The organism is Citrobacter enshiensis, from assembly GCF_029338175.1.
Taxonomy (GTDB): domain Bacteria; phylum Pseudomonadota; class Gammaproteobacteria; order Enterobacterales; family Enterobacteriaceae; genus Citrobacter_D; species Citrobacter_D enshiensis.
Window position 1 is genome coordinate 19632 of sequence record NZ_CP119862.1, and the last position, 19218, is coordinate 38849.

Genomic DNA, 19218 nt, shown 5'->3' on the forward strand with positions numbered 1-19218 from the left:
GATTATGCTAAATACGTGATATCCCTCCCGGTTAATGACTGAGGACAACCGTGTTAAAACCACTCATCTCTCTCCTGTTGCTCGCCAGCGCTGTCGTGTGCGCCGCTGAACGGCCGCTCATGGCTTCGCATTATGCGCAGCTATTGGGGGCAGGAATGGATGTCGACTGGGCGCGAACCGACAGAGGCATCCGTGAATTTGATCCATTGGTGGTCCGCGATTTCAGGACAAAGGGATTAACCCACGTGCGTATCCGGGTCGCGGGTGAGCCGACGGAAGCGCGGTTGATTCACCTGCGTAAACTGGTTGAAGCCTGTAACCAGTATGACGTGATCCCCATTATTGCGTATCAGGCCGATGAGTATAAAAACGATCCCAGCGCCGGAAACGAAAAAGAGGTGGAAAACTGGTGGATTGCCGTAGCGCACTATTTCGCGCAAAGTTCGCCGTTGCTGGGTTTTGACTTAATCTATGAACCGGCGGAGAAACTCAACCGTAGTCAGGCTTCACTCAATCGGGTGTATGACAAAACCCTCCGCGCGATCCACGCCATTGACCCGCAGCGCATGATCTTTATTGCCCCACGCATGCGTGCCGCACCGGAGGCGTTGTCGGGTCTTAAACTGCCGCCGGGCAGTCAAAACTATGTGCTGGCACAGTGGCATATCTTTCCGTGGGGGCCGTTAAAGAGTAATGGCAAATACCCCTGGACCTCCGGCACATCGGCGGAAAAAGTCGCCATCCGCGCGCGGATAAACGCCGCCATACATTGGCAGCAGAAAACCGGTCATGCCAGTTGGGTCGGGGGCTGGTCGCCGGGAGAAACCATCAAAAATGCGCCATCGCCTTCACAGCTCGCCTTTGCCCGTTTTATGGCCTGTGAGCTGAAGAAAGCGAAAATTCCGTATGCTATCAACGCGGATACGCAGTTTTATGATGGGGAAGAGGGAGCGTGGCGGCCAGCGCTGGAACCGTTGCTGACCGCGATGATATCGCCGAAGTGTGAACAGCCCGGCGATAAGCCGGGCCATCATCTGATTAAACCGCCTGCTCCTGATGGGATACACGAGACGCCAGTGGGAGCCAGCACAGTAAAATCAACAGCCCCATAAAGGTCATCAACATCCCGAGGCTGGCTTGCCCGGTTTGCGGCATCATCGCGGAGAGCCACGCCAGCACGCCAGAGCCGATGTTTTGCAAGCCACCTACCAGTGCACCGGCTGTTCCGGCCAGGAACGGGAAAGGTTCCATCGCCCCGCTGGTTGCCAGCGGAAACAACATGCCTGCGCCGAAGAAGAACAGCGCAGCCGGGATCAACAGCGTCCAGACGTTCATCACGCCGAACCAGCCAGGGACCCACATCATCACGCCTGCCAGCAGGCAGCTGATCACCGATTGCCACATCAGCGTGGAGAAGCGTTTATTGGGACGACCGGCAAACCATGCGCCGAAAAACGCCGCCGGGATCGGCAGAATAAACAAGACGCTCACCACCATGCTGCTTAAACCTAATACGGCACCCATCAGTACACCGGAGCAGGCCTCGAAGACGGCAATCCCGGCCAGGCCGCCGATCAGCATCAGTAAATAACAGGTAAACGCGCCGTTGCTGAACAGGGTTTTGTAGCTGGTGATAAGCCGTGTGCGCGGTGCGCCCGTCGGACGGGTTTCCGGCATCCAGCGTGCCATGCTAACGGTGACACCTGCGCAGAGGACCAGCAGAAAGATGTAACAGGCGCGCCAGTTCCACATAGTGTCCAGCAGACCGCCGATCAGCGGAGCCATCAACGGGCTGACCAAAATCCCCATATTCAGCAAGCTGTTGGCGTGGCGCAGTTGTGTGCCCTCATACAGATCGCGCGGTAAGGTACGCGCCATCACCCCGCCAACGCCGGTCCCCATGCCCTGCATCGCACTGGCGGCAATCAGCACCGTCAGGCTGTGGGTGGTGATGGCGACCAGCGTGGCCAGCATAAAGATGGACATGCCGACGAGGATCACCGGGCGACGCCCGACACGGTCGGAAAGTGGGCCGTAAACCAGCTGTGACAGACCGTACGTCAGCAGGTAGGCGGCCATCACGCTTTGTACGGCCCCTTCGCGGACATTCAGTTCACGCGCCATATCGGCAATTGCCGGGATATAGATGGTTTGCGCCATCTGACCCACTGCGACAAGTAATACCAACATCAACAACAAATTGACGCTTTTCTGCCTTTTCATTTCGCTGATTACTTTTTAAAAAGAGAAAAAAATAAGAATAAGTGGCTATGTATTGCCATAAATGCGAGTGAAATCTACCACACCAGTAAAAGAAGGCCAGATAGACGACTGGAATGGTGTGTCGGCGAACGGCAGGATATGTAAACAAAAAACGGCAACAAATGTTGCCGGATTGCATCAAGCAAGGCGAAGCAGCATGGCGCCAGCGGCAATACCGCCTGCGGCGACGAGACGCAACCCGACGACCCGCTCTTTGAGCAATAGCCACGCGATAAGCGCGCCGAACAAAATAGAGGTCTCGCGCAGCGCGGCGACCACCGCCAGGGGGGATTGTGTCATCGCCCACAGCGCCAGTCCGTAAGAGCCCATGGTGCCGATGCCGCCAAAAATCCCCTTCTTCCAGTGCTGCACCAGGTAGCGTGCGGCCTCCTGGCGTCGGGCAATCATCGCCCAACTCAACAGGCAGGAGCCATTGAGGAAGAATGTCCACAAGGTGTATCCCAGCGCGGTTTCCGACAGTCGTACGCCCGTCCCGTCCACCAGCGTATATCCGGCAATAAAACAGGCGTTAATCAGGGCCAGAACCACGCCCTGCCGGGAACTGGCGTGGCCGTTGAAGGCCATACCGAGGATGGCAATGCAGATCACCACAATACCGACCCAGGCCAGTGAGGAGAGGCTGTCGCCGAGAAACAGTACGCTGATTATCGCGACCAGCAGCGGAGCGGAACCGCGCATTAAGGGATAGGTTTGGCTCATATCCGAAACCTGATAGGTTTTGGCGACCAGAACGGTATAGACCACCTGTAACACGGTAGAGGCGGCTAAAAAGGGGATGCTGGCAACGGCAGGCGGCGGGGCAAAAGGTAAACAAACCAGCGCCATTAATGCCGCAGAACCGCTGACGCCAATCGCCGAGTAGAGCTTGTCGTTTCCTGCTTTCACGATGGCGTTCCAGCTGGCGTGCAGCAGCGCGGCGAACAGCAAAATGCAGAAAACGGAAAGGGTCATGGCGACAGGTGTCTTAAGGGATGTAATAAAAATGTAACATACTCTTGAGGTACACGCACCAGGCAGAGGGTGAAAGGGGAGCGGTTGTCCGCTCCCCTTTGGTGCGGCTTGAATCTGAATTACTTGAGGTATTTCAGAACAGCATCAAGCAGTTGCAGTGCAGCAACAATGAGTTTCAGGATAAGAATAGCGATATCCACGAGGCTCATACGCGTCTCCTGTGGTGAAGGAGCACTGCCAGCTGACGTACCTTTCCGCTGCCTGTTGCCAGCTGTTGCGCACGCGATCTCTCTTGCGAGAAATGTTGTGCTTGTTGACGTAACACAGTGTGCTCACATGGGGTTAAGGCGCTGACGGCACCACCCGTTTCAGCCAGGGCTTTGTTGCGCCGGTTTACGATGCGGCCCCGCATAACACATTGCGTACAGTGATATTATAGATGAATTACTGTATAAATAAACAGTAATTTTTAGACAAAACACCCTCTCTGTACCATACTCAAAAGCGTCAAAATTCGTGCCGAAATTGCGTGTTTTTCGTGGAATGCGTATACTTCTGGTGTTGACATAACACAGTGTGCTTTGCGGTTACCAGCCGTATAACGCTGATAAAAACCTCGCTTCGGCGGGGTTTTTTGTTTTTACATCGTTATCAGTGATAACGTGATCGCTGACGCATTTTTGCACAGATGAAATTTTTTCCATTGTCACATCTAAAAAGCTGTGCTTGTATAAATCCTGTTAATCAATAAACAGACAAGGTCCCTAATGAACCCTTCCATGCTAACCGCGACCCTACTAAAAACTGCGCAACCTGCCGCAGTGGTCGTCGTGCGTGTGGTGGTGGTCGTCGGCAATGCGCCGTAGGGTCCGGAACACACGATTCCAAAACCCCGCCGGCGCAAACCGGGCGGGGTTTTTCGTTTAAGAGCCCCTCCCGGAGCCTCGGCCCAGAATAAAAGGACTGGAGCATGGCAAGTTCGGGTACAACATCCACACGTAAGCGCTTTACGGGCGCAGAGTTGATCGTTCATTTACTGGAACGCCAGGGTATCACCGTGGTGGCCGGGATCCCGGGCGGTTCGATTCTCCCCGTCTACGACGCCTTAAGCCAAAGCACGCAAATCCGTCATATCCTGGCGCGTCACGAACAAGGCGCGGGGTTTATTGCGCAGGGTATGGCGCGAACTGATGGCAAACCCGCTGTTTGTATGGCCTGTAGCGGACCGGGGGCGACGAACCTGGTCACCGCCATTGCCGATGCGCGTCTCGACTCCATTCCGTTGGTGTGTATTACCGGTCAGGTACCGGCCTCCATGATTGGTACCGACGCTTTCCAGGAAGTGGACACCTACGGCATTTCTATCCCCATCACCAAGCACAACTATCTGGTCAGAGATATTCACGAATTGCCGCAGGTGATGAGTGATGCTTTTCGCATTGCCCAGTCGGGACGCCCGGGGCCGGTGTGGATAGACATTCCTAAGGATGTGCAGACCGCCACGATCGAGCTGGAAGCACTGCCGCCTGCGGCAGAGAAATCGCCCTCGCCGGAATTCAGCGCTGAAAGTATTCGTGACGCCGCCGCGATGATTAATGCGGCAAAACGCCCGGTGCTGTATCTCGGCGGCGGTGTCATCAATGCACCTGCCCGTGTGCGCGAACTGGCGGAAAAAGCGCAGTTACCGACCACCATGACCTTAATGGCGCTGGGTATGTTGCCAAAAGCGCACCCGCTGTCGTTAGGCATGCTGGGTATGCATGGCGCACGCAGCACCAACTTTATCCTGCAAGAGGCGGATTTGCTGATTGTTCTGGGCGCGCGTTTTGATGACCGGGCGATTGGTAAAACGGAGCAGTTCTGCCCGAACGCCAACATTATTCATGTCGATATCGACCGCGCGGAGCTGGGGAAAATCAAGCAGGCGCATGTGGCGATTCAGGCCGATGTGGATGATGTTCTGGCCCAGTTGATCCCATTCATTGACGTGCAACCGCGTGAGGAGTGGCACCGGACGGTGGCGGATTTGCAGCGTGAATTTCCGGGGGCGATCCCGCAAGAGAGCGATCCGCTCAGCCATTATGGGCTGATTAATGCCGTGGCTGCCTGCGTGGACGACTGCGCGATTGTCACCACCGATGTGGGGCAGCATCAGATGTGGACGGCGCAGGCGTATCCGCTCAACCGTCCTCGCCAGTGGCTGACCTCTGGTGGACTGGGCACCATGGGCTTTGGCCTGCCGGCGGCGATTGGCGCCGCGCTGGCGAACCCTGACCGTAAGGTATTATGTTTCTCCGGCGATGGTAGCCTGATGATGAATATTCAGGAGATGGCGACCGCCAGCGAAAATCAGCTGGATGTGAAAATCATTCTGATGAACAACGAAGCGCTGGGTCTGGTCCATCAGCAGCAGAGTCTGTTTTACAAGCAGGGCGTCTTCGCCGCCACCTACCCAGGGATGATCAACTTTATGCAGATTGCTGCCGGATTTGGTCTGGAAACCTGTGATTTAAATAACGAAGCTGACCCGCAGGCGGCGTTGCAGGCGATTATCTCCCGTCCGGGACCGGCGCTGATTCATGTGCGTATTGATGCGGAACAAAAAGTGTATCCGATGGTGCCGCCGGGCGCGGCAAATACAGAGATGGTGGGGGAATAAACCATGCAGAAACAGTCACATGAAAACGTCATTCTGGAACTCACCGTGCGTAACCATCCGGGGGTAATGACCCACGTCTGCGGCCTGTTTGCCCGTCGCGCCTTTAACGTGGAGGGCATCCTCTGTTTGCCGATCCAGAACAGCGACCAAAGCCGTATCTGGCTCCTGGTCAATGACGATCAACGTCTTGAACAGATGATTAGCCAGATTGATAAACTGGAAGATGTCGCGAAAGTGGTGCGTAACCAGTCAGATCCGACCATGTTTACTAAGATTGCCGTCTTTTTCGAGTAATGTTAATCACCCTCTGAATCTGGGGTGATCACTTTGACGGAACCGTTCCGGCAGTGGGTTGCATAATCTGCCGGTAACGGGCGATCGCTTATCAATACATCGAAGGTAGACAGTGGGCCAATGCTGGCAGGAGCGACCTCATCAAACAGGGCGTGGCGCGTCAGCAATATTTTACGCAGTCCGCGTTCCATCGCTTTACGCTTGGTGGCAAGGTCATCCGGGTTAAACCAGCTAACGCCAAAATGCTCATGCACGCCGCTGGCGGAGATAAATACTTTACGTGGGTTGAGCGAGTCGAGTGCTGAAGGGTTGCTGGCATCGTAAAACGCGTCACTCTTGGCCCGATAAGTTCCACCGCAAAGGATTGCCGTGGCGTTGGGCTTTTCATTCAGCGCTATAAACACGCGGTGCGAGTAGCAAATTCCGGTAAATGTAATGTCGTCAGGGATCATGCTGATCACCAGCGGCATTTCCGGGCCGTTATCAAAAAACACCAAATCGTTTTCATTCACCAACCCGGCAGCCAGGATGGCAACGGCTAAATCATCATGGTGGTGAGTCTTTTTCACCGGGAGTGGTGCGTGAGTTAAGGTCGCGGGTTTATTCACCATGACGATATAGCCGCCGAGCAGCGTCAGTGGTAACGGTTCGTCGTCCTGGCTGAGATCCCGGCGAATGGTCATCACAGAAACTTCCAGCATCCGCGCGGCGTCTTTCAGATGGATTCGGTCGGTCTTCTTTAGCAGTTCCATCAAACGTCGAATACGTTCTTTTTGCTTCGTTTCCATGCGCTTCCTCCACGAACGATGTTGTGAATGTTCTTTAAGTAACATTTGTGTGTTTCTGAGAACATCACATTGCTGCATTACTATACTTCTGGTGCCCTGGAAATAAAAGTCCGTTTTTTCACGTTTTCTTGATTGTAAACAGTTAAATTTCAGTGGATTGAAATGGTTTTGATGATTCTGTGTGCAATAAAGAGGTAACGTTGCGTTTAATTAATAAACAATAAAAGGATCCTCCAACCGCGATCGTAGTCACAAATGATACTTAAATAACATGATAATGTTACTTTAATATCATTCTTGAGCGATTGTTTCTGAGAGGAAGTAAAATGGATATTGCGGTTATCGGTTCCAACATGGTGGATCTCATCACTTACACCAACCAGATGCCCAAAGAAGGGGAGACGCTGGAAGCACCGGCATTCAAAATTGGCTGCGGCGGGAAAGGGGCGAATCAGGCTGTTGCGGCCGCTAAGCTCAATTCAAAAGTGCTGATGCTGACTAAAGTTGGGGACGATATTTTTGCGGATAACACCATCCGTAATCTGGAATCCTGGGGCATCAATACCACTTATGTGGAAAAAGTACCGTGTACCAGCAGCGGTGTGGCGCCTATCTTTGTGAATGCCAACTCCAGTAACAGTATTTTGATTATTAAAGGCGCGAACAAGTTTCTCTCACCGGAAGATATCGACCGCGCCGCAGAAGACCTGAAAAAATGCAAACTGATCGTCCTGCAACTTGAGGTTCAGCTTGAGACGGTTTACCACGCGATAGAGTTTGGTAAGAAGCACGGTATTGAAGTGTTATTAAATCCAGCTCCGGCATTACGCGAATTAGACATGTCTTATGCCTGTAAATGTGATTTCTTTGTGCCTAATGAAACCGAACTGGAAATATTAACTGGCATGCCGGTCGATACTTACGATCATATTTGTGCTGCTGCCCGCAGCCTGATTGATAAAGGACTGAACAACATCATTATTACCATGGGTGAAAAAGGGGCGTTATGGATGACGCGTGACCAGGAAGTCCATGTTCCGGCGTTCAAAGTGAATGCTATCGATACCAGCGGTGCAGGCGACGCCTTTATTGGTTGTTTTGCACATTATTATGTCCAGGGCGGTGATGTTGAAGCCGCGATGAAGAAAGCCGTCCTCTTTGCCGCCTTTAGCGTTACCGGAAAAGGCACTCAGTCATCTTATCCGAGCATTGAACAATTTAATGAGTTCCTGACGTTAAACAAATAACTCTTCTGCACTGTAAAAGGTAGCACTATGAACGATAAAAACATCATTCAGATGCCCGATGGGTATCTGAATAAGACCCCTCTGTTCCAGTTTATTTTGTTATCCTGTTTATTCCCATTGTGGGGATGCGCAGCCGCATTAAATGATATTCTGATTACACAATTTAAAAGTGTATTTTCACTCAGTAATTTTGCTTCGGCATTAGTACAAAGCGCGTTTTATGGTGGTTATTTTTTAATTGCGATACCGGCATCCCTGGTCATTAAAAAGACCAGTTATAAAGTGGCGATATTAATCGGTCTGACACTGTATATCGTTGGCTGTACGCTCTTTTTCCCGGCATCACACATGGCAACCTACACCATGTTCCTGGCGGCGATTTTTGCGATTGCGATTGGTCTTAGCTTCCTCGAAACCGCTGCGAACACCTACAGTTCGATGATCGGTCCGAAAGCGTACGCCACGCTGCGTCTGAATATCAGCCAGACCTTCTATCCGATTGGCGCGGCCTCCGGCATTTTACTGGGCAAATACCTGATCTTTTCCGAAGGTGATAGCCTGAAAAAACAGATGGCGGGGATGAACGCCGAACAGATCCATAATTTTAAACTGTTGATGCTGGAAAACACCCTTGAGCCGTACAAGTACATGATTATGGTTCTGGTGGTGGTGATGGTGTTATTCCTGCTGACCCGCTTTCCGACCTGTAAAGTGGCGCAAACCGCCAGCCATAAACGCCCGTCAGCGGTAGATACGCTACGCTATTTGGCCAAAAATTCCCGCTTCCGTCGCGGGATCGTGGCGCAGTTCCTGTATGTCGGCATGCAGGTGGCGGTCTGGTCGTTCACCATCCGTCTGGCGCTGGACCTGGGGGATATCAATGAACGCGATGCCTCCAACTTTATGGTCTATAGCTTCGCATGCTTCTTTATCGGCAAATTTATCGCCAACATACTGATGACGCGCTTTAACCCGGAAAAAGTGTTGATTCTGTATTCCATCATCGGCGCGTTGTTCCTCGCCTACGTGGCGCTGGCACCCAGCTTTAGCGCGGTGTACGTTGCGGTGCTGGTGAGCGTGCTGTTTGGTCCCTGCTGGGCGACCATTTACGCCGGAACGCTGGATACGGTGGATAACGAACACACCGAAATGGCTGGCGCAGTGATTGTGATGGCGATTGTGGGGGCGGCGGTCGTTCCGGCGATTCAGGGTTATGTGGCGGATATGTTCCACTCGCTGCAACTCTCGTTCCTCGTCTCAATGCTGTGTTTCGTTTATGTCGGTATCTATTTTTGGCGTGAATGCAAAGTGCGCAGCAACCTGGTTGAAGCGACCGCCTCCTGAGGAGAAAAACGATGACAACACGTATGACTTTGTGGCGGGAACTCTTTGGCGAACACCCACGCGTCCTGCTGGAAAATGGTGATTTCACGGTAACGGCGTTTCGCTACCCTAGCGGGGTGGAAGGGCTGCGGGTACAAAATAGCCGTGGCCATCTGGTTATTCTTCCCTGGATGGGGCAGATGATTTGGGATGCACAATTTGACGGTCATGACCTGACCATGCGTAACATGTTCAGCCAGCCGAAACCCGCCACAGAAGTGGTGGCCACCTACGGTTGCTTTGCTTTCCACTCCGGGCTGCTGGCGAATGGCTGTCCGTCGGCGGAAGATACCCACCCGCTGCATGGCGAGATGTCCTGTGCTGCCATGGATGACGTGTGGCTGGAACTGGACGGTGACAGCCTGTGTGTGACGGGACGCTACGAATATGTGATGGGATTCGGTCACCATTATCAGGCTCAGCCTGCGGTGAAAATGCGTAAGGCCAGCGCGCTGTTTGATATTCAGATGACGGTTACCAACCTGGCCTCGGTGGCAATGCCGCTGCAGTACATGTGCCACATGAACTATGCCTATGTGCCAGAAGCCACTTTCAGCCAAAACATCCCGGATGAGGCGCTGAAGCTGCGTGAGTCGATTCCCGCGCATGTGAAGCCTACTGAGCCGTGGCTGGCATTCAATCAGCGTATTCTACAGGGGGAAGCCTCGCTGGCGACGCTCAATGAACCCGCCTTTTACGATCCGGAAATTGTCTTCTTCGCAGACAAGCTTGATACGTATACGGATCACCCAGAATTCAGCATGATTGCACCAGATGGCACCACATTCGTCACCCGTTTTGCCAGTTCGGAGCTTAATTACGTTACCCGCTGGATCCTCTATAACGGCGATCAGCAGGTCGCGGCGTTTGCTCTGCCTGCCACGTGTCGACCAGAGGGCTTCCTGGCGGCGCAGCAAAATGGCACGTTACTTTACCTCCCGCCACAACAAACCCGTAGCTTTACGGTGACGACCGGCATCGCCTGAAACATTGGGTATCGCTCAAGGCTTGAACAGCAACGCGCGGGTACACAAAATCATTCAAGCTGCATCAAGGCGGCAAGTCTGAGACAAATTCGTAGGAACGAATTTGAACAGCCGGAGGCTGCCTTCGGTGTGGGACATGGATGTCCCACATTAATCCCCAGGAGCTTACTCAAGTAAGTGACTGGGGTGAGCAGATGTAGCCAACGCAGAGGCAGCTTGAAGGATGAAGTGTATGTCGTTAAGGTAAGCGCGTTTTTTTATACTTGCCAGGACAGAACCATGATCACCGTTGCCCTTATTGACGATCACCTGATCGTTCGCTCCGGCTTTGCACAGTTGCTGGGGCTGGAGCCTGATTTGCAGGTTGTCGCCGAGTTCGGATCGGGACGAGAGGCGCTGGCGGGACTGCCGGGGCGCGGCGTGCAGGTCTGTATTTGCGACATTTCCATGCCGGATATCTCCGGGCTGGAGTTGTTAAGCCAACTGCCAAAAGGGATGGCGACCATCATGCTCTCTGTTCACGACAGCCCGGCGCTGGTGGAGCAGGCGTTGAACGCAGGTGCCCGTGGTTTCCTCTCCAAACGCTGTAGCCCTGATGAACTGATTTCTGCGGTCCATACGGTGGCGACAGGCGGTTGTTATTTGACGCCGGATATCGCGGTAAAGCTGGCGGCAGGGCGTCAGGATCCGCTGACCAAACGCGAACGTCAGGTGGCGGAAAAACTGGCGCAGGGTATGGCGGTCAAAGAGATTGCCGCTGAACTGGGGCTGTCGCCGAAAACAGTACACGTGCATCGCGCCAATCTGATGGAAAAACTGGGCGTCAGCAATGACGTTGAACTGGCTCGCCGTATGTTTGATGGCTGGTGATGAGCACCTTTTTCTCCCGGTTAATTACCGTTATCGCCTGTTTTTTTATCTTCTCCGCCGCGTGGTTTTGCCTGTGGAGCATCAGCCTGCATCTGGTTGAGCGCCCGGAAATGGCGGTGCTGTTGTTTCCATTTGGTCTGCGTCTGGGGTTAATGCTGCAATGTCCGCGCGGCTACTGGCCGGTATTGCTGGGCGCAGAATGGCTACTTGCCTACTGGCTGGCGCAGGAAGTGGCGCTTGCTCATCTTCCCCTTTTGATGATCGGAAGCGTGCTGACGCTGCTTCCGGTGGCGTTAATCTCCCGCTATCGCCATCAACGCGACTGGCGCACGTTGCTTTTGCAAAGCGCGGCACTTACGGCTGCGGCATTGTTACAGTCTTTACCGTGGATGGGGCAAGGCGAAGCGGCCTTTACCGCGCTGTTGTTGACGCTCACCGGCGGACTGACGTTGGCCCCCATTTGCCTGGTGTTCTGGCATTACCTCACCAGCACCACCTGGCTGCCGCTCGGTCCGGCACTGGTTTCGCAGCCGGTAAACTGGCGCGGTCGCCATCTGGTCTGGTATCTGCTGTTGTTCACCGTCAGTCTGTGGCTGCAGCTTGGGCTGCCGGACGAACTTTCCCGTTTTACGCCGTTTTGTCTGGCGCTGCCGATTATCGCGCTGGCCTGGCACTATGGCTGGCAGGGGGCGCTGATCGCGACCCTGATGAACGCCATCGCGCTGATTGCCAGCCAGACCTGGCACGATCACCCGGTGGATTTATTGCTCTCATTGCTGGCGCAGAGCCTGACCGGGCTGCTACTTGGTACCGGGATCCAACGCCTGCGCGAGCTTAACCAGTCGCTGCAAAACGAGCTGGCGCGTAATCACCGCCTGGCGGAACGCCTGCTGGAAACCGAAGAGAGCGTACGCCGAGACGTGGCGCGTGAGCTGCACGACGATATCGGTCAGACCATCACCGCGATCCGCACCCAGGCCGGTATCGTGCAACGACTGGCTCCGGAAAATGCGGGCGTGAAGCAGAGCGGAGCGCATATCGAACAGTTATCGTTGGGCGTGTATGACGCGGTGCGCCGCCTGTTAGGGCGCTTGCGCCCCCGCCAACTGGACGATCTGACGCTGGAGCAGGCCATTCGTTCGCTGATGCGTGAAATGGAGCTGGAAAGCCGCGGTATCGTCAGTCATCTCGACTGGAAAATAGACGAATCAATGCTCAGTGAAGGTCTGCGGGTGACCCTGTTTCGGGTGTGTCAGGAGGGGCTAAACAACATTGTGAAGCATGCCAGTGCCAGTGCGGTGACGCTCCAGGGCTGGCAGCAGGACGACCGCCTGATGCTGGTGATTGAGGACGACGGTTGTGGGCTGCCGCCAGGCTCTGGTCAGCTGGGTTTTGGTCTGACCGGAATGCGTGAGCGTGTGACGGCGTTGGGGGGAATGCTGGCGATTTCCTGCACCCACGGCACGCGCGTGAGCGTCTCATTGCCCGTGCGCTATGTGTAAGGAGAGGGAATGCTGACGTTTCTGAAAGCCCCGGTGAATGCGCCGTTACTTAACGATAAATGCGAAATCGACGCCCGTTACCGCTACTGGCGGCGACATATTCTGACCACCATCTGGCTCGGTTACGCGTTGTTCTACTTCACCCGTAAAAGTTTTAACGCCGCGGTGCCGGAAATCCTCGCCAGCGGCGTATTGACCCGCAGCGACATTGGTCTGCTGGCCACGCTGTTTTACATCACTTACGGGCTGTCGAAATTTGTCTCCGGTATCGTCAGCGACCGCTCCAACGCCCGCTATTTTATGGGGATGGGGCTTATCGCCACCGGGGTGGTGAACATTTTGTTCGGTTTCTCCACCTCGCTGTGGGCGTTTGCCCTGCTGTGGGCGCTGAATGCCTTCTTCCAGGGCTGGGGCTCGCCGGTGTGCGCCCGTTTGCTGACGGCGTGGTACTCGCGCACTGAACGCGGTGGCTGGTGGGCGCTGTGGAACACGGCGCACAACGTCGGCGGCGCGCTCATTCCTATCGTGATGGCCGCTGCCGCCCTGCATTATGGCTGGCGCGCCGGGATGATGATTGCCGGGTTACTGGCGATTGCGGTGGGCATTTTTCTCTGCTGGCGACTGCGCGACAGACCGCAGGCCATCGGTTTACCGCCCGTAGGTGACTGGCGGCACGACGCGCTGGAAATCGCCCAGCAGCAGGAGGGGGCGGGGCTGACCCGTAAAGAGATCCTCACCAAATATGTCTTGCTGAACCCTTACATCTGGCTCCTTTCGCTCTGTTATGTGCTGGTGTACGTCGTGCGCGCTGCGATCAACGACTGGGGCAACCTGTACATGTCGGAGACGCTGGGGGTTGACCTGGTGACCGCCAACACGGCCGTGACCATGTTCGAGCTGGGTGGGTTTATTGGCGCGCTGGTGGCGGGCTGGGGCTCGGATAAACTGTTCAATGGCAACCGTGGGCCCATGAACCTGATCTTCGCTGCGGGCATTTTGCTTTCCGTTGGCTCACTGTGGCTAATGCCGTTTGCCAGTTACGTGATGCAGGCCGCCTGCTTCTTCACCACCGGCTTCTTCGTCTTTGGGCCGCAGATGCTGATCGGTATGGCGGCGGCCGAGTGTTCGCACAAAGAGGCGGCGGGGGCGGCCACCGGATTTGTCGGATTGTTTGCCTATCTTGGCGCATCGCTCTCCGGCTGGCCGCTGGCGCAGGTGATGGAAACCTGGCACTGGACCGGGTTTTTTGTGGTGATCGCCATTGCCGCCGGGATATCCGCGCTTCTGTTGTTGCCTTTTCTGAATGCTCAGGCGCCGCACGAGGTCAATGAAGCGTGACGCACCTCACCTTTTTATGCCGAGTCGGGCAAAACTAGGAAATTTTCCCGGTTCCGCCTGGACGCTGTCTCAGGCCGGGTTGGCTGCTGATTTTTACAATGACTGCCATAAAGCAGGTATAAAAATCAGGAGATATCCATCCCATGCTGGCCTTCCTAAACCAGGTGCGTAAACCGACCCTCGATCTACCGCTCGATGTGCGGCGCAAAATGTGGTTCAAACCGTTCATGCAGTCCTACCTGGTGGTCTTCATTGGCTACCTGACCATGTATCTGATCCGCAAAAACTTCAACATTGCGCAGAACGACATGATCTCCACCTACGGGTTGAGCATGACGCAACTGGGGATGATTGGGCTGGGTTTTTCGATCACCTACGGGGTGGGTAAAACGCTGGTCTCCTATTACGCCGACGGCAAAAACACCAAGCAATTCCTGCCGTTTATGCTGATCCTCTCCGCTATCTGCATGCTCGGCTTCAGCGCCAGCATGGGTACCGGCTCTACCAGCCTGTTCCTGATGATCGCGTTTTATGCCCTGAGCGGTTTCTTCCAGAGTACCGGCGGTTCGTGCAGCTATTCCACCATCACCAAATGGACGCCGCGCCGTAAGCGTGGCTCTTATCTTGGCATGTGGAACATTTCCCACAACCTTGGCGGCGCGGGCGCGGCGGGCGTGGCGCTGTTCGGTGCGAACGTCCTGTTCGACGGTCATGTGATCGGCATGTTTATCTTCCCGTCGATTATTGCGCTGATTGTGGGCTTTATCGGCCTGCGCTATGGCAGCGACTCCCCGGAATCTTACGGCCTCGGTAAAGCGGAAGAGCTGTTCGGTGAAGAGATCAGCGAAGAGGACAAAGAGACTGAAGAAAATGAGATGACCAAATGGCAGATCTTTGTTGAATATGTGCTGAAAAACAAAGTGATCTGGCTGCTGTGCTTCTCCAACATCTTCCTGTACGTGGTGCGCATCGGTATCGATCAGTGGTCCACCGTGTATGCCTTCCAGGAGCTGAAACTCTCCAAAGAGGTGGCGATTCAGGGCTTTACCCTGTTTGAAGTGGGCGCGCTGGTGGGTACGCTGCTGTGGGGTTGGCTGTCTGATCTGGCGAACGGGCGTCGTGCGCTGGTGGCCTGCGTTGCGCTGGCGCTGATCATTGGCACGCTGGGCGTCTACCAGCATGCCAGCAACCAATACGTTTATCTGGCTTCCCTGTTTGCCCTTGGTTTCCTGGTGTTTGGTCCACAGTTGTTAATCGGCGTCGCGGCGGTCGGTTTTGTACCGAAAAAAGCGATCGGCGCCGCCGATGGTATTAAAGGCACCTTTGCGTATCTGATTGGCGACAGCTTCGCCAAACTGGGACTGGGGATGATTGCTGATGGCACGCCGGTCTTCGGCCTGACTGGCTGGGCGGGCACCTTCGCTGCGCTGGATACGGCCGCCATCGGCTGTATCTGCCTGATGGCCATCGTGGCCGTATTTGAAGAACGTAAAATCCGCCGTGAGAAGAAAATCCGAGAATTGAAAGTAGCTTAAGTGTGTATTTGGTAACGCTTTGCCCGGCTTAATGCCGGGCTTTTTTATGCCTGAAGTGAGTCAGTCTCCAGGGATGTAAATGCAAATTTTTCGCCGTCAAAAAGCCCCTGGCTGGTGAGTTTTAATGCGGGGATGACCGGCAAAGAGAGAAACGCCATCTGGATAAACGGTTCGTCGGGCAGTGAACCGCACTCGCGACCCGCCGCCTTGAGCGCATCAATCTGCTCCGCCAGCGATTCCGCGGTGTCGGTGCTCATCAGACCGGCAATCGGTAGCGCTAAATGGCTCTGTACGTGCCCGCGACGAACTACACATAACCCGCCGCCATCGGCGATCGCCTGATTCACCGCGAGGGCCATCTCTTCGGCGCTGCGACCAATCACCACAATATTATGGCTGTCATGGCTGACGGTTGCCGCCAGAGCCCCTTCACGCAGACCAAATCCGCCCAGTAAACCGCAGGCAGCGGGGAGCTGGCGACCATAGCGCTCAAGGACGGCGATATAGCAGATATCATCGCGATCGAAGCCATCCGGGGTACACAGACTGGTGCTGGCCTGAGTAATTAATTCGTTAGGGATAACATCAATGACCCGATAGCGTTTTCCGGGCGTGAAATGCAACGGGAAGTCAGCGGCGGATACCGGTTGCCGCGCAATGGTGTTGCCATACGGTGGCGTGGTTCGCGCCAGTCTTGCGGGTTCTTCTGCTTTCAGGGCATCGGCGTTGATGGGCTCTCCTTTGACAAACACCTGCTGTACCGTCACGTGACGGGCATCGCTGAGCAGAACGATATCCGCCTGTTTACCGGGAGCCAGTAGGCCAAGATGGTGCAGGCCAAAATGCCGCGCGGCTGACCAACTGGCAACGCGGTAAGCAACGTGAAGCGGTACGTTATGTTGTAAAATCAGTTGCCGAATAAGTGCGTCAATATGTCCTTCGTGAGCAATTTCCCACGGGTTGCGATCGTCAGTACAAAGCATGCACTGCGGGCTGTTCATCTCATTGATCAGCGGCGCCAGCGCGTTGAGGTTGCGGGCGGCGGAACCTTCACGAATCAGCAACGCCATCCCCAGCTGCAGTTTGCGGCGGCCCTCCTCCAGACGATAGCTCTCGTGGCAATTCTCGATTCCTGCGGCAATGTAGGCGTTAAGCGCTTTACCGCTAAGTCCCGGGCAGTGACCATCCAGCGTCAGGTGGCGAAAGGCATCCAGTTTATCGAGAAGCGCATTCTGTCCGGCAATGACGCCAGGATAGTCCATCACTTCCGCCAGCCCGGTCACCAGAGGGTGATCGCGCCAGGCGAGCATTTGCTCGAGGGTGAAAGAGGCGCCGTTCACATCACATCCCGCCAGTGCCGGAACGCAGGAACTGACCTGAAGGTACTGATTTTGCTTTGCCTGTTCCGCGCAGCGGACAAACCAGGAAAATCCGGTTTCACCCATTACATTGACGATTTCGTGCGGATCGCAGATGACCGTGGTGAGTCCGCGCGGCAGCGTCGCCGATTCAAAGGTCACGGGCGTCATCATGCTGGATTCAATATGCAGGTGTGAATCGATAAAACCAGGCACCGCCGTTGCGCCGTGGGCATCCACACGATGCAATGCCGGGGCATCGATATATTCCGGGCCGATGCCCGCGATATGCTGTCCTTTAATAACAATCGGCCCTGCCATTTCTCCGCCGTTGATGAGGTCGAGAAGCAGGACATTATCAATAATATAATCGGCGACGGCTTCGCCACGAGAAACCGCCAACAATTCCTGCTGTTCCTGGCGGCTAATGTAATGAAACTTATAGCTAATAAAAGTATTCATATTTTTCTCATTTTGATTTTATCAATTTGATTGTTATTTATCATTAAGAAACACCAAATGATTATTTAAAGTTTATCGGCTTACGCACAATTGCAATGTGATAATTATCACTGAATTAAGTATGGAAGATGTTTAAAAAAGAGACAGGTTAATATTCTCGTTAATGGATGAAAAAAATGAATAATGGGATCAGTGATGACATAAGAGAGGATTCAGGTGGCCTTTCGCGATTCTTTAAAATTCACCAGCACGGTACAACCGTACGTACTGAAATGATCGCCGGTATGACGACATTTTTAACGATGGTGTACATTGTTTTCGTTAACCCTCAAATATTGGGGGCCGCACAGATGGACCCCAAAGTGGTGTTTGTGACGACCTGTCTGATTGCCGGTATCGGCAGTATTGCGATGGGGGTGATTGCCAATCTGCCCGTCGCGCTGGCGCCCGCAATGGGGCTGAATGCGTTTTTCGCGTTTGTGGTCGTTGGGGCGATGGGCGTGAGTTGGCAAACCGGTATGGGCGCAATATTTTGGGGGGCCGTGGGACTGTTTTTGCTCACGCTCTTTCGCATTCGTTACTGGATGATTTCTAACATTCCTGTCAGTTTACGTATTGGTATCACCAGCGGTATTGGATTATTTATCGCGATGATGGGGTTAAAAAACGCAGGCGTCATTGTTGCGAATAAAGACACGCTGGTGGCGATCGGTAACTTAAGCTCACATACAGTATTACTGGGTATTTTAGGGTTTTTTATTATTACCATCCTGTCATCCCGACATTTTCATGCCGCCGTGCTGGTTTCAATCGTGGTGACATCCTGTTGTGGATTATTTTTCGGTGATGTCCACTTTAACGGCGTATATTCTGTTCCGCCCAATATCAGCGATGTGATGGGCGAGGTAGATTTGAGCGGTGCATTATCGCTTAATTTGGCCGGTATCATTTTTTCCTTCATGCTAATCAATTTATTTGATTCATCAGGGACGTTAATTGGTGTAACGGATAAAGCAGGCTTAATTGATCAAGACGGTAAATTTCCTAACATGAATAAGGCGCTGTACGTCGACAGCCTGAGTTCGGTCGCTGGGGCGTTTATCGGCACCTCTTCCGTTACCGCCTATATAGAAAGTACCTCTGGCGTGGCGGTGGGTGGACGTACGGGCCTGACGGCGGTGGTGGTGGGGATATTATTCCTGTTGGTGATGTTCTTTTCACCGCTGGTAGGGATGGTTCCCGCCTATGCGACGGCAGGGGCGCTTATTTTTGTTGGCGTACTGATGACCTCGAGCCTGTCTCGCGTTAACTGGGACGACTTTACCGAATCGGTTCCCGCGTTTATCACGACGGTGATGATGCCGTTTACCTTTTCCATCACCGAGGGGATTGCGCTGGGTTTCATGTCGTACTGCATTATGAAAGTGTTTACCGGGCGCTGGCGTGAGCTAAACCTCTGTGTCATTGCCGTGGCGGTGCTTTTTGCGTTGAAAATCATTCTGGTGGATTAGTATTCACAGACGGTTTCCAGATATCATGAGTGCTGATAAAGCAGGAGAACT

At 54.0% G+C, this 19218-nt stretch carries 17 protein-coding genes and 1 pseudogene; 12 read left to right on the forward strand and 6 right to left on the reverse strand.

Annotated features, from left to right (window positions below; genetic code table 11):
- Window positions 1-50 precede the first annotated feature (50 nt).
- On the forward strand, window positions 51-1112 hold the full coding sequence (locus P2W74_RS00095) for a cellulase family glycosylhydrolase (protein WP_276293423.1): 1062 nt from the start codon (window positions 51-53) through the stop codon (window positions 1110-1112).
- Here P2W74_RS00095 and emrD read toward each other — a convergent pair.
- From emrD to P2W74_RS00115, 4 genes and pseudogenes are all read right to left on the reverse strand, one after another.
- A complete protein-coding gene (emrD, locus tag P2W74_RS00100; RefSeq protein WP_276293424.1) occupies window positions 1039-2223 on the reverse strand; it encodes a multidrug efflux MFS transporter EmrD in 1185 nt (394 codons plus the stop codon). The genes P2W74_RS00095 and emrD overlap by 74 nt on opposite strands.
- 177 nt (window positions 2224-2400) lie before the next feature.
- Entirely contained in the window at window positions 2401-3261 is an 861-nt protein-coding gene (locus P2W74_RS00105; RefSeq protein ID WP_276295267.1) for a DMT family transporter, read from the reverse strand.
- A gap of 92 nt (window positions 3262-3353) precedes the next feature.
- Window positions 3354-3443 carry a type I toxin-antitoxin system toxin TisB gene (tisB, locus tag P2W74_RS00110; RefSeq protein WP_000060506.1) on the reverse strand — a complete coding sequence of 30 codons (90 nt, stop codon included), beginning with the start codon at window positions 3441-3443 and terminating at the stop codon, window positions 3354-3356.
- Window positions 3440-3551 (reverse strand): annotated as a pseudogene (locus P2W74_RS00115) (hypothetical protein); the annotation flags it as partial. The pseudogene P2W74_RS00115 and the gene tisB, both read right to left, overlap by 4 nt.
- 450 nt (window positions 3552-4001) lie before the next feature.
- Between P2W74_RS00115 and ivbL the strand changes: the two are divergent.
- The 3 genes from ivbL (at window position 4002) to ilvN (ending at window position 6187) form a co-directional block, all read left to right on the forward strand.
- Window positions 4002-4100, forward strand: a complete 99-nt coding sequence (gene ivbL / locus P2W74_RS00120) for an ilvB operon leader peptide IvbL (protein ID WP_047460165.1) — start codon at window positions 4002-4004, stop codon at window positions 4098-4100.
- A 104-nt stretch (window positions 4101-4204) separates the two neighbouring features.
- Window positions 4205-5893 carry an acetolactate synthase large subunit gene (gene ilvB, locus P2W74_RS00125; RefSeq protein WP_276293425.1) on the forward strand — a complete coding sequence of 563 codons (1689 nt, stop codon included), beginning with the start codon at window positions 4205-4207 and terminating at the stop codon, window positions 5891-5893.
- 3 nt (window positions 5894-5896) lie between these two features.
- Entirely contained in the window at window positions 5897-6187 is a 291-nt protein-coding gene (gene ilvN, locus P2W74_RS00130; protein WP_276293426.1) for an acetolactate synthase small subunit, read from the forward strand.
- Between the two features lie 2 nt (window positions 6188-6189).
- Here the strand turns inward: ilvN and P2W74_RS00135 are convergent, their stop codons facing one another.
- Window positions 6190-6975, reverse strand: coding sequence for a DeoR family transcriptional regulator (locus tag P2W74_RS00135; RefSeq protein ID WP_276293427.1), 786 nt, complete (start codon window positions 6973-6975; stop codon window positions 6190-6192).
- 326 nt (window positions 6976-7301) lie between these two features.
- Here P2W74_RS00135 and rbsK point away from each other — a divergent pair, with 326 nt between their 5' ends.
- The 7 genes from rbsK (at window position 7302) to uhpT (ending at window position 15836) form a co-directional block, all read left to right on the forward strand.
- The gene (gene rbsK / locus P2W74_RS00140; RefSeq protein ID WP_276293428.1) at window positions 7302-8222 is read left to right on the forward strand and encodes a ribokinase; all 921 of its coding nucleotides are present in this window, start codon (window positions 7302-7304) and stop codon (window positions 8220-8222) included.
- 27 nt (window positions 8223-8249) lie between these two features.
- Window positions 8250-9566, forward strand: coding sequence for an L-fucose:H+ symporter permease (gene fucP, locus P2W74_RS00145; RefSeq protein WP_276293429.1), 1317 nt, complete (start codon window positions 8250-8252; stop codon window positions 9564-9566).
- 11 nt (window positions 9567-9577) lie between these two features.
- Window positions 9578-10591, forward strand: coding sequence for an aldose 1-epimerase family protein (locus P2W74_RS00150; protein ID WP_276293430.1), 1014 nt, complete (start codon window positions 9578-9580; stop codon window positions 10589-10591).
- Between the two features lie 279 nt (window positions 10592-10870).
- Window positions 10871-11461: a transcriptional regulator UhpA gene (uhpA, locus tag P2W74_RS00155; RefSeq protein WP_203359529.1), complete on the forward strand. Its 591-nt coding sequence runs from the start codon at window positions 10871-10873 to the stop codon at window positions 11459-11461.
- Window positions 11461-12963 (forward strand): signal transduction histidine-protein kinase/phosphatase UhpB, encoded by a 1503-nt coding sequence (uhpB, locus tag P2W74_RS00160; RefSeq protein ID WP_276293431.1) that lies wholly within the window; start codon window positions 11461-11463, stop codon window positions 12961-12963. The genes uhpA and uhpB overlap by 1 nt, the downstream gene beginning before the upstream one ends.
- Window positions 12964-12972: 9 nt before the next feature.
- Window positions 12973-14301, forward strand: coding sequence for an MFS transporter (gene uhpC, locus P2W74_RS00165; protein WP_276293432.1), 1329 nt, complete (start codon window positions 12973-12975; stop codon window positions 14299-14301).
- Between the two features lie 143 nt (window positions 14302-14444).
- A complete protein-coding gene (gene uhpT, locus P2W74_RS00170; RefSeq protein WP_276293433.1) occupies window positions 14445-15836 on the forward strand; it encodes a hexose-6-phosphate:phosphate antiporter in 1392 nt (463 codons plus the stop codon).
- Window positions 15837-15880: 44 nt separating this feature from the next.
- On the opposite strand, the gene adeD is transcribed toward uhpT, so the two are convergent.
- Window positions 15881-17656, reverse strand: coding sequence for an adenine deaminase (adeD, locus tag P2W74_RS00175; RefSeq protein ID WP_276293434.1), 1776 nt, complete (start codon window positions 17654-17656; stop codon window positions 15881-15883).
- Window positions 17657-17832: 176 nt separating this feature from the next.
- Between adeD and P2W74_RS00180 the strand changes: the two genes are divergently transcribed.
- Window positions 17833-19167 carry an NCS2 family permease gene (locus P2W74_RS00180; protein ID WP_276293435.1) on the forward strand — a complete coding sequence of 445 codons (1335 nt, stop codon included), beginning with the start codon at window positions 17833-17835 and terminating at the stop codon, window positions 19165-19167.
- The last annotated feature ends 51 nt before the right edge of the window (window positions 19168-19218 follow it).

What these genes read in the sequence shown, in the direction of transcription:
- emrD (WP_276293424.1), bottom strand. Translation starts at nt 2,223, where the DNA reads ATGAAAAGGCAGAAAAGCGTCAATTTGTTGTTGATGTTGGTATTACTT.
- tisB (WP_000060506.1), bottom strand. Translation starts at nt 3,443, where the DNA reads ATGAGCCTCGTGGATATCGCTATTCTTATCCTGAAACTCATTGTTGCT.
- ivbL (WP_047460165.1), top strand. Translation starts at nt 4,002, where the DNA reads ATGAACCCTTCCATGCTAACCGCGACCCTACTAAAAACTGCGCAACCT.
- ilvB (WP_276293425.1), top strand. Translation starts at nt 4,205, where the DNA reads ATGGCAAGTTCGGGTACAACATCCACACGTAAGCGCTTTACGGGCGCA.
- ilvN (WP_276293426.1), top strand. Translation starts at nt 5,897, where the DNA reads ATGCAGAAACAGTCACATGAAAACGTCATTCTGGAACTCACCGTGCGT.
- P2W74_RS00135 (WP_276293427.1), bottom strand. Translation starts at nt 6,975, where the DNA reads ATGGAAACGAAGCAAAAAGAACGTATTCGACGTTTGATGGAACTGCTA.
- rbsK (WP_276293428.1), top strand. Translation starts at nt 7,302, where the DNA reads ATGGATATTGCGGTTATCGGTTCCAACATGGTGGATCTCATCACTTAC.
- fucP (WP_276293429.1), top strand. Translation starts at nt 8,250, where the DNA reads ATGAACGATAAAAACATCATTCAGATGCCCGATGGGTATCTGAATAAG.
- P2W74_RS00150 (WP_276293430.1), top strand. Translation starts at nt 9,578, where the DNA reads ATGACAACACGTATGACTTTGTGGCGGGAACTCTTTGGCGAACACCCA.
- uhpA (WP_203359529.1), top strand. Translation starts at nt 10,871, where the DNA reads ATGATCACCGTTGCCCTTATTGACGATCACCTGATCGTTCGCTCCGGC.
- uhpB (WP_276293431.1), top strand. Translation starts at nt 11,461, where the DNA reads ATGAGCACCTTTTTCTCCCGGTTAATTACCGTTATCGCCTGTTTTTTT.
- uhpC (WP_276293432.1), top strand. Translation starts at nt 12,973, where the DNA reads ATGCTGACGTTTCTGAAAGCCCCGGTGAATGCGCCGTTACTTAACGAT.
- uhpT (WP_276293433.1), top strand. Translation starts at nt 14,445, where the DNA reads ATGCTGGCCTTCCTAAACCAGGTGCGTAAACCGACCCTCGATCTACCG.
- adeD (WP_276293434.1), bottom strand. Translation starts at nt 17,656, where the DNA reads ATGAATACTTTTATTAGCTATAAGTTTCATTACATTAGCCGCCAGGAA.
- P2W74_RS00180 (WP_276293435.1), top strand. Translation starts at nt 17,833, where the DNA reads ATGAATAATGGGATCAGTGATGACATAAGAGAGGATTCAGGTGGCCTT.